Raw genomic sequence first — 9,566 nt, forward strand, 5'->3', positions numbered from 1 at the left:
ATCGAATTCCCCGGCGCGTTCGCCCGCTGCCCCCGCCGCAGAGGCAGACAGAAGCGCGAGAACCAGCAGGGACCGGCGCAGTACCGTCATTTGGTCTTTCCTTATTTCGCATTGCCGACTATATAGCGCGCGAGTTCCCCCACAATGGAAACCGTTCCGGCCTCCGGGACAGCCTTTCAGGCGACGGGGAAAGTGCGTTCAAGGAGAGAGACATGTCGAAACTGCTGCACCCCAAGGCGACCGCCGTCTGGCTGGTCGACAACACCACCATCAGCTTCAAGCAGATCGCGGATTTCACCGGCATGCACGAGCTGGAGATTCAGGGCATCGCAGATGGCGATGTGGCTGTAGGGGTCAAGGGATTCGATCCCGTGGCCAACAACCAGCTTCAGCAAGCCGACATCGACAAGGCCCAAGACGACCCCCTTCACAAGCTGAAGCTGAAGCCGAACGCTGCTGCGGAGGGCGAGGAAAAGCGCCGCGGCCCCCGTTATACGCCGCTCAGCAAGCGGCAGGACCGGCCTGCCTCCATCCTGTGGCTGGTCAAGTTCCACCCGGAACTGAGCGATGGCCAGATCAGCAAGCTGGTGGGTACCACCAAGCCCACGATTCAGGCGATCCGTGAGCGGACCCACTGGAACATTTCGAACATCCAGCCCATCGACCCCGTGGCGCTGGGGCTTTGCAAGCAGAGCGAGCTTGATGCCGCCGTGCAGAAGGCTGCCGCCAAGAAAGCCGCCGACGGCCAGATCATGAGCGACGACGAGCGTCGCAAGCTCGTCAGCACCGAACAGAGCCTTGGCATGGACGCCGAGCCGAAAATCCCGACGGCGATCGAAGGGCTCGAAACCTTCACGCTTTCCGGTTCACAGGACGACGCGGACGAGGACGAGGATTCCAAGGCGGACAAGGGCGACTATACCGATGCGGACAGCTTCTTTTCGCTGCCCGAAGGCGGTGCGTCGGACGAAGATGACGAGGACGATTCCAAGTAAGGCGAGTTTACTGCCCGGTTCTTGGAACATGACAGCCCGCTCTAGGTTGGTTCGAGAAGGTAAGGTACAACACCTCTACCGCTTGACGTGACGCGGCCCCCATCGGGGCACGGAGGGAAACTTGCTCTCGACCATCCTGATCGGCGTGCTTTGGGTCTTTATCGTGATCCTCGTGATCGGCAGTCTTGTCCCGCTCAGCAAGGTGCCGCACGGCATCGTCCGGGGCCTCGCCTTTCCGAGGGAGCAATACCTGCTTCTGAGTGTGGCACTGGCGGTGCTGGTGCCTTTCGTCCACTCGGGATGGCCGAGGTTCTGGGCGCTGGTCCTTCTGGCCATCGTGGGCGGCGTGCAACTGCTCTACGTACTCAAGTTCACACCGATCTGGCGCCGACAGTCGGTCAGCGCGTCGGATGATTTGAAGGCGAACGCCGGGGCACGGATCAGCCTTCTTGCATCGAATGTAAAGTTGTCGAACCGGGCGTACCGCCGCCTGACGACACTGATACAGCAGAAATCACCCGATATCGCGATGGCGATCGAGGTCGACAATGACTGGATCAACGCGTTGAAGGCCGATCTGAAAGTCGATTATCCGCACTGGGTAGAGGTGCCCAAGACCACTGGCTACGGGCTTTGCGTGATGTCGCGGCTTGAGTTGTCGGATGTGGACGTGCGCGAGATGATCACCGAGGGCGTGCCCTCCATCAAGGCGACGGTCACGTTACGCGACGGGCGAAAGCTGCGGCTTTACGTCGTACACCCGGAGCCGCCGGTCATAGATCACGATACGAAGGGCAGGGACGGCGAAATCGTGCAGGTCGGCATGGAGGCCGCAGAGGATGATCTGCCCGCCATCGTCACCGGGGATCTCAATGACGTGGCCTGGTCCAGTACGACTCGCCGTTTCCAGCGCCTGTCCGGTCTGCTGGACCCCCGTGTGGGGCGTGGGTTCTACAACACGTTCAGCGCCACGATGCCATGGATGCGGTGGCCGCTCGACCATCTGTTCCACGATCCGAAGTTCCGCCTTGTCGACATGCAGCGCCTGCCGAAGATCGGCTCGGACCATTTTCCGATGTGGTTCGAACTGGCCCTTGCGCAGACTGAAAAGGCAAATTCCGATCCGGAGGATTTTGATCCCGAGGAGCGTGAGGAAGCAGAGAAGGTGATCGAGGAAGAGCGTAAGCGGGACCGCGAACCCATCGGTACGGATTGGGAAACCTGAAGCTCACCGAGCTTCGCCAGAACGACATTTCCTATGTGTTTTCGTGGTGTTGTTTCCCGTCAAAGCGACCTTTGTGCATCCATCCGCCCGGTGCCTGAAAAAAAAATCGCCCGCGCGTCCCAAAACCCCTTGCGCGAATCTCATGATGGCTTAAATGGCCTCTCACAGACGCCAACGCACGCGCCTCTGGCCGGTCAGATCACCAGCTGACTGACCCGCGTTTATGTAGCGACGGTAACGTCTCTTGAAACGACTCTTGGGGACCTCCCGCCCCACCTGCTCTTTGGAGATGACCATGAACGCTACCGTCACCGGCGCACTGCGCGCCGCATCGCCCGTCTTTGCCGACCAAGCCGCCGCTTTCATCGCGGCCAACACGTTCGACAAGCCGACGCTTGTCGTCAGCCGTGATCGTGTAGCACAGCAGTACGACGCGCTGCATGACGGTCTTGGCCGCGCGCATATCCATTATGCCGTAAAGGCCAACCCGGCTGCGGAAATCATCCGTCTGCTGGTTGCCAAAGGTTCGGGCTTCGATGCCGCCTCCCGTCAGGAAGTCGAGCTTTGCCTGTCCCAGGGCGCCAAGCCGGAGAACATCTCTTTCGGCAACACGATCAAACGTGCAGCCGACATCGCATTCGCGCATGCCGCAGGTGTTACCCTGTTCGCCGCCGACTCCATCGCCGAGCTCGACAAGATCGCCGAGAACGCACCGGGCGCACGTGTCTACATCCGTCTGATCGTGGAAAACTCCATGGCGGATTGGCCGCTGTCCCGCAAGTTCGGCTGCGCCGGTTCGATGCTGCCGGAACTGCTGGATTATGCCCGCGACCTTGGTCTCGTGCCCTATGGCCTGTCCTTCCACGTCGGCTCGCAGACCCGCCGCGCCGAATTCTGGAACCCGGTTCTGGATCAGGTCGCACCCCTCTGGCACGCCGCTGTGGCTGCTGGCCACGACCTGCAACTGCTGAACCTCGGCGGTGGGTTCCCGGCGTTCTACGGCGAAAGCGTCGAAGCGCCCCGCGCCTACGCTGCTGCTGTCATGAAAGCGGTCGAAGCCCGTTTCGGCGACGTGCCGCAGATCATGGCGGAGCCGGGCCGCGGCATGGTGGCCGAGGCCGGTCATATCGCTGCCGAAGTCATGCTGGTTTCGCGCAAATCGGCTGACGACATGCACCGTTGGGTCTATCTGGACATTGGCCGGTTCTCCGGTCTGGCCGAAACCGAAGGCGAAGCGATCCGCTACCAGTTCGTCACACCCCACGACGGTGGCGAAATGGGCCCCTGCGTGCTCGCCGGTCCGTCCTGCGACAGCGCCGACATTCTGTATGAAAAGCGGCCGATCAACCTGCCGCTGGCCCTGCGGGATGGCGACAAGGTCATGATCCGCAACTGCGGAGCCTACACAAGCTCCTACAGTTCTGTCGGGTTCAACGGTTTTCCGCCGCTGGATGTGATCGTCATCTGACGACCCACGTCGCGTGGAATAGGCCGCCTGCTTTGGGAGGAGCGGGCGGCCGCTTTATGTCTGCCATATGTGGTTAAGCAGCAGGGCGCCTAGAGCGATTTGCGCGCCCGCATCGCGGCACTGATCGTACCATCGTCGAGGTAATCGAGTTCGCCGCCGATCGGCACGCCCTGCGCCAGCGAGGTCAGGCGAACCTGCCCCTCCAATTGATCCGCGATGTAATGCGCCGTCGTCTGACCGTCGATCGTCGCGTTGAGGGCAAGGATCACTTCCTGCACACCTTCGCTCGTGACCCGGTCCAGCAGGCGCGGGATGCGCAGTTCCTGCGGGCCGACCGCATCGAGCGCCGAAAGCGTGCCGCCCAGTACATGGTAGCGGCCCTTGAACACGCCGGAGCGTTCCATCGCCCATAGATCGGCGACATCCTCCACCACGCAGAGTTCACCGTTCGCGCGCTTTTCCGAGGTGCAGATATCGCAGATATCGGTCGTGCCGACGTTGCCGCAGTTGAGACATTCCCGCGCCGTTTCGGCCACCCTCTGCATTTGGGCGGCCAAGGGGGTCAAAAGGTGGGCGCGTTTGCGGATGAGGTGCAGCACCGCCCGGCGGGCCGAACGCGGCCCCAGTCCGGGAAGTTTCGCCATCAGCTCGATAAGGGCATCGATGTCGCGTGTGCTGTTGCTGCTCATACCCGCGCCCCCAAGGCACCGCCGGAGCGAAGGGAAAAGTGCCTCCGGCGGGGATTTAGAGCCATTTGGAAGTTCAGAAGGGAAGCTTCATGCCCGCGGGCAGGCCCATGCCTTCGGTCAGCTTGGACATTTCGGCCTGCGCACGCTCCGTGGCCTTGGCCTGCGCGTCCTTGATGGCGGCGAGGATCAGGTCTTCGACGACTTCCTTGTCATCGCCGTTGAAGATCGAGGGGTCGATCTCGAGTCCGGTCAATTCGCCCTTTGCCGTGGCCGTGGCCTTCACAAGGCCCGCGCCTGATTCACCGGTGACGGTGATATTTGCCATTTCTTCCTGAAGCTGGGCCATCTTGCCCTGCATTTCCTGCGCTTTCTTCATCATCCCGGCCATGTCGCCGAGCCCGCCTAAGCCTTTGAGCATATCTGTCTCCCGTGGGGTTGGTCTGGTTCTATATGCGGTTGCACCGGCGTGGTTCAACCGTCCTCGAAGGGGTCCCATTCGTCCTCGACCTCGGGCAGGGCTTCGGCCACTGCGTCAGCCGCGATGTCTTGCGGGGTGCGGATCGCGACGATCCGGGCGGCGGGAAACTGGGCGAGTACGGCCTGCATCATCGGATGTTCCAGTGCGTCCCGCTTGAGGGCGTTCTCTTTCGCATCGCGCACTTCCGCGATGGTCTCAACTTCGCTGCCGTTGACCAGCGTGACGGCCCAGCGGTTGCCAGTCCAGAGGTGAAGACGCGCGCCCAGTCGCTGCGCCAGATCGGCGGGCGCGTCCGGTGTTGGGGTGAATTCGATGCGACCGGGGCGGTAGGCCGCGAGGCGCAGGCAGGTTTCCACTTCGACCAGCAGGCGCACGTCGCGGTTGGCCCGGATCAGTTCCACGACATGTTCAAAGGTTGGAAAGCGCGAAAGGGCGGCCTCAGCCTCTGCCACCGGGGCAGCGGCGAGCCTGCTATGCGTGCCGCCCCCGTTCGTGGGTTTAGAAACCAAGGTTGAGGCAGAAGCGGGGGCATCGGATGCGGTCTGTGCCGTGTTGCCGCCGCCGGGCCCGGGCGAAGGCGGCGGGGTGCTGCCGCTTAGCTTGCGGACAAGCTCCTCGGGGGAGGGCAGATCGGCCACATGGGTCATGCGGATGATCGCCATTTCCGCAGCCATCATCGCGTTGGGCGCACTCGTCGTTTCCTCGATCGCCTTCAGCAGCATCTGCCAGAGGCGGGAGGGAACCCGGATCGGCAGGGCCTCGGCAAGCGCCTTGCCGCGGCTGCGTTCTTCCGGGGCGATGGTGGGGTCTTCGGCGGCATCGGGCGTGATCTTGACCACGGAGATCCAATGCGTGATCTCCGCCAGGTCGCGCAGCACCGCCATCGGGTCTGCCCCTTCGGAATATTGCGCCGCCAATTCGGCAAGTGCCGCAGCAGCGTCCCCCCGCAGGATCGCGTCCAACAGATCGAGCACGCGGCCCCGATCGGCGAGGCCCAGCATCGCGCGCACTTCGTCGGCGGTGGTTTCGCCCGCGCCATGGCTGATGGCCTGATCGAGAAGAGACGTCGCATCCCGGGCCGAGCCTTCGGCGGCGCGCGTGATGAGCGCCAGCGCGTCATCCGATATCGACGCGCCTTCGGCAGTCGCGATCCGCCGCATCAGCGCGATCATGGTTTCCGGTTCGATACGACGCAGGTCAAAACGCTGGCAGCGCGACAGCACGGTGACAGGCACCTTGCGGATTTCGGTGGTGGCGAAGATGAATTTCACATGTTCGGGGGGTTCTTCCAACGTCTTCAACAGCGCGTTGAAAGCGCCTGTGGACAGCATGTGAACCTCGTCCACGATATATACCTTGTAGCGCGCGGAGGCGGCCCGGTAATGAACGCTGTCGATGATTTCGCGGATGTTCGCGACGCCGGTGTTGGATGCGGCGTCCATCTCCATCACGTCGACATGGCGGCCTTCCATGATGGCCACGCAGTGTTCGCATGTGCCGCAGGGTTCTGTCGTCGGGCCGCCGGTGCCGTCGGGGCCGATACAATTCATGCCCTTAGCGATGATCCGGGCCGTGGTCGTTTTTCCGGTGCCGCGGATACCCGTCATGATAAAGGCCTGCGCGATGCGGTCGGCGGCAAAGGCGTTCCGCAGTGTCCGGACCATGGCGTCCTGCCCCACGAGATCGGCAAAGGTCTCGGGGCGGTACTTGCGGGCGAGGACGCGGTAGGCGGAAGTCTCGGACATGGGGCCTCGAACAGGATTCGGTCAAGTCGCCAAACTAGGACCTCGCCTCGGTGGCGTCCACCGTCCTATAGCGCCCAGAGGATACCGCCCACACCGATCGAAGCCACGCTGAAGATGATCGCGATGAAACGCATCCTGTTGTTCGGCTGGGCATTCGCGTGATGATCGTTCAGGCGCGAAAGGGTCTTGGTAGCTGAATCATGCGCCGCCCAGAAGATATAGACAGCAGCGACGACGAAGACGGTAGCGACCGCCTTTGCGGCCCAGGTGGGTTCGAAGCTGCCGAATACGGCGCGTAGTCCGATTGCTACCGCCAAAGAGGCCATGCCCGTGCGCATCCATCCTGCGAAGGTCCGTTCATTCGCGAGAATGGTTCGGTCCTCTGCCCAGTCGGTGCGGTCTTCGGCGAGTTCATTCGAGTCTGTCATTGAACGATTTCTAGGCTGATGCGTTGCTTTGGCAAAGAAAACTTCACCGGAGAATGAACATGCGCCTGCGCGGGATACGAAAAAGCAGCAATGTGGTCGTGCGGCGCGGCGGGCGGGGTGCCCGCGCCGGAGGCTTGGGAATCGTGGGCGTGTTGGCCGTTCTCGCCATCGGATATTTCACCGGGATCGACGTGACACCGTTGCTCACCGGCGGCAGCGCCCCGGTTCAGCAAAGCCGTGGCGTGAGCGAAGCGGACGGAGAGATGACGCAGTTTTCCGCGCAGGTGCTGACCACCACGGAAGAAGTATGGAGCACGGTTTTCAATGAACAGCTTGGCCGGGAGTATGTTCCTCCGAAGCTCGTTGTGTTTTCCGGTGTGACGCAAAGCAGTTGCGGCGGTGCTTCGGGTGCCACGGGGCCATTCTACTGCCCGGCTGACAGCCGCGCCTATCTGGACACCCAGTTTTTCCGTCTGCTCGATCAACGGATGGGGGCAGGGGGCGATTTTGCCGCCGCCTACGTGATCGCGCATGAGGTCGCACATCACGTCCAGAATGAGCTTGGTATCCTGCCCAAGGTCAATGCCGCGCGTCAGCGGGCTTCGCAGACCGAAGCAAATGCGCTCACAGTTCGGCTGGAGCTGATGGCGGATTGTTTTTCGGGCATCTGGGCCTCGAACGTGCGGGGCCTGATGGAAAAGGGCGATCTGGACGAAGCTCTCAACGCCGCGCGCAAGATCGGGGACGATTACCTGCAGCGCCAGGCCGGGCAGGTGCCGCAGCCCCATACTTTCACCCATGGCACGTCCGAGCAACGCTCGGCCTGGTTCGCCCGTGGGTTTGAAAGTGGTCAGGTGGAGGATTGCGACACATTCGCGACCGACAGGCTTTGACCCTTTCGGGCCGCGCGTCGGTGGTGAGAGGCTGATAACGACCCAAGCGGGGCTCGTTACGGCTGCTTCCTTCCGGATCTGACCGGGTTGGCGAGGCGCTTGCCCGCACCAACCTCTCATCCGTCGATATAGGGATTGTCGGCGGCGGTGGCAACCATCAGAGCGACAGACGCACCTTGGCGAAACCCGACTGCGTTTCGCCCTCGCATATCGCGCCGCTCAGCTCATCGCCCAGGTACCGGCACGCATCGGGAGAGGTGTACAAACAGGCCCTGATCGGAACCGGACAGGCAAAGCGCCACGGCGTAGGGTAGCGGGCCGGGTCGTACCCTTCTGAATTGAGCGTTTGCTCAACGGCCTCGCGCACCAGCGCCACATCGCGCAGCAGGATATTTTCTGCCCTCGCCGGATGTCCCCCGCCGCCCCCGGCTGCGCGAAACTGGTTCGTTGCCAATACAAAGGGCGCATCATCGCGTAGGGGGGAGCCGTTCCATCGAACTTCCTGAACCCGATCAGACGGGCGGGTCGGATCGATTGTGCAGGTCAGCCCGTAGAAGGTATCGAATTCGAACCCGGGATAGGCCGGATCGTTGATCGGCTGGTCCGGCGCATCCGGGGAAAGTTGCGTAAAAATACGTGCGGTGTGGTTCATCATACGGCGCAGTTCCGCGCCCGTCGTGCGGACCGCCCACACCTTGTTGCGATAGGGGCAGAGCGCCGCCAGGTCGCGCCGGCGGACGATTCCCGGTCTGATATGAACGTAATCCCATGGCCCGCCCCTGCCGCCTGTACAGGGGTCTGCCGCGACGCTTACGACAGGCAGTTCGGCATACGGTGTTCCTGCAAGCGCAAGGCGAACGGCCCGTTCCTGCGCGCGCGCGATCAGCGCTGTGGTGCCGGTGGGCCGGGCCAGCGCGAAATAGCTGCGCAGGCCATGATCGAGGTAGGCAACCGGTTCCTCCAGCTTGCGGGCGGTATCCCAGATGGCCGTTGCGCAAATGGCCTGAATGCGGGGGTTCTGTGGCGCCCCCGGACCGTTACGGCGTAGCGCGCTTTCGTGGGCCACCAGCTCCACGGTGCCGGTTTGGTCGGTGCGGAGGTGCAGGTCCAGCACACCGAGATCCGATCCGGCATATCCCGGCATGACCATGGGGCGTGGGGGCGGGGTGTCCGACGGCACACCCGCCGCCGACGCGCAGCGCAGATGCGTATGCCCGGCGATGATCGCATCGGCGCAGGTCAGGTCCTTCAGCGGCGATGGCTTGTCGCCCCGGTCAGGTCCCATGTGGGCCAGTGCGATGATGAGATCGGCACCTTCGCGGCGCAGATCACCGGCGGCACGTTCGGCTGCGCCAAGAACGGGCATAACACGCGCGCGATCTTCCAATGCGTCGGCGTTCCACATCGCGGTGGTTTCAGGCAGGACGGAGAAAATACCTATTCGGAGATTTTCGCGCCCCCCGGGGAGGGGCTGGCGCAGAGGGACTTCCAGCATATGCCTGTTTACAAGGGGCGATGGTCCGTCCACCTCCAGATTGCTGGCGATTAGCGGCATGGACAGATGGCGGGCCACATCGAAAAGATAGGGGAGGCCGAAGTCAAGATCGTGATTGCCCAAGCCGCAGGCATCGAATTTCAACGCGTT

The 9,566-nt window shown here is 62.7% G+C and carries 9 protein-coding genes and 1 other RNA gene; 4 read left to right on the forward strand and 6 right to left on the reverse strand.

The window, feature by feature from the left end:
- The first annotated feature begins 212 nt into the window (after positions 1-212).
- The 3 genes from A3764_RS17150 (at position 213) to A3764_RS17160 (ending at position 3,688) form a co-directional block, all read left to right on the forward strand.
- On the forward strand, positions 213-995 hold the full coding sequence (locus A3764_RS17150) for a DUF1013 domain-containing protein (protein ID WP_067927093.1): 783 nt from the start codon (positions 213-215) through the stop codon (positions 993-995).
- A 121-nt stretch (positions 996-1,116) separates the two neighbouring features.
- On the forward strand, positions 1,117-2,220 hold the full coding sequence (locus A3764_RS17155; protein WP_067927085.1) for an endonuclease/exonuclease/phosphatase family protein: 1,104 nt from the start codon (positions 1,117-1,119) through the stop codon (positions 2,218-2,220).
- Positions 2,221-2,509: 289 nt separating this feature from the next.
- Complete coding sequence (locus A3764_RS17160) at positions 2,510-3,688, forward strand: type III PLP-dependent enzyme (protein ID WP_067927082.1); 1,179 nt, start codon at positions 2,510-2,512, stop codon at positions 3,686-3,688.
- An 89-nt stretch (positions 3,689-3,777) separates the two neighbouring features.
- Here A3764_RS17160 and recR read toward each other — a convergent pair whose 3' ends face one another.
- The 4 genes from recR to A3764_RS17180 form a co-directional block, all read right to left on the reverse strand.
- The gene (gene recR, locus A3764_RS17165; RefSeq protein ID WP_067927079.1) at positions 3,778-4,377 is read right to left on the reverse strand and encodes a recombination mediator RecR; all 600 of its coding nucleotides are present in this window, start codon (positions 4,375-4,377) and stop codon (positions 3,778-3,780) included.
- 73 nt (positions 4,378-4,450) lie between these two features.
- Positions 4,451-4,795: a YbaB/EbfC family nucleoid-associated protein gene (locus A3764_RS17170; protein ID WP_067927074.1), complete on the reverse strand. Its 345-nt coding sequence runs from the start codon at positions 4,793-4,795 to the stop codon at positions 4,451-4,453.
- 53 nt (positions 4,796-4,848) lie between these two features.
- On the reverse strand, positions 4,849-6,600 hold the full coding sequence (locus A3764_RS17175) for a DNA polymerase III subunit gamma/tau (RefSeq protein WP_067927070.1): 1,752 nt from the start codon (positions 6,598-6,600) through the stop codon (positions 4,849-4,851).
- A 65-nt stretch (positions 6,601-6,665) separates the two neighbouring features.
- Entirely contained in the window at positions 6,666-7,028 is a 363-nt protein-coding gene (locus A3764_RS17180) for a DUF202 domain-containing protein (protein WP_067927066.1), read from the reverse strand.
- A gap of 59 nt (positions 7,029-7,087) precedes the next feature.
- Here A3764_RS17180 and ypfJ point away from each other — a divergent pair, with 59 nt between their 5' ends.
- Positions 7,088-7,921, forward strand: a complete 834-nt coding sequence (ypfJ, locus tag A3764_RS17185) for a KPN_02809 family neutral zinc metallopeptidase (protein WP_067927124.1) — start codon at positions 7,088-7,090, stop codon at positions 7,919-7,921.
- A gap of 21 nt (positions 7,922-7,942) precedes the next feature.
- Here the strand turns inward: ypfJ and ffs are convergent.
- Positions 7,943-8,040: signal recognition particle sRNA small type (gene ffs / locus A3764_RS17190), an RNA gene on the reverse strand.
- A gap of 38 nt (positions 8,041-8,078) precedes the next feature.
- Positions 8,079-9,566, reverse strand: a 1,488-nt coding sequence (locus tag A3764_RS17195) for a bifunctional metallophosphatase/5'-nucleotidase (RefSeq protein ID WP_150122262.1), incomplete at its 5' end; no start/stop codon positions are given.

The organism is Sulfitobacter sp. HI0129 (assembly GCF_001635395.1).
Taxonomy (GTDB): Bacteria; Pseudomonadota; Alphaproteobacteria; order Rhodobacterales; family Rhodobacteraceae; genus Sulfitobacter.

Excerpts from the sequence above, each read along its gene's own strand:
- A3764_RS17150 (WP_067927093.1), top strand. The coding sequence starts at position 213 with ATGTCGAAACTGCTGCACCCCAAGGCGACCGCCGTCTGGCTGGTCGAC.
- A3764_RS17160 (WP_067927082.1), top strand. The coding sequence starts at position 2,510 with ATGACCATGAACGCTACCGTCACCGGCGCACTGCGCGCCGCATCGCCC.
- recR (WP_067927079.1), bottom strand. The coding sequence starts at position 4,377 with ATGAGCAGCAACAGCACACGCGACATCGATGCCCTTATCGAGCTGATG.
- A3764_RS17170 (WP_067927074.1), bottom strand. The coding sequence starts at position 4,795 with ATGCTCAAAGGCTTAGGCGGGCTCGGCGACATGGCCGGGATGATGAAG.
- A3764_RS17175 (WP_067927070.1), bottom strand. The coding sequence starts at position 6,600 with ATGTCCGAGACTTCCGCCTACCGCGTCCTCGCCCGCAAGTACCGCCCC.
- A3764_RS17180 (WP_067927066.1), bottom strand. The coding sequence starts at position 7,028 with ATGACAGACTCGAATGAACTCGCCGAAGACCGCACCGACTGGGCAGAG.
- ypfJ (WP_067927124.1), top strand. The coding sequence starts at position 7,088 with ATGCGCCTGCGCGGGATACGAAAAAGCAGCAATGTGGTCGTGCGGCGC.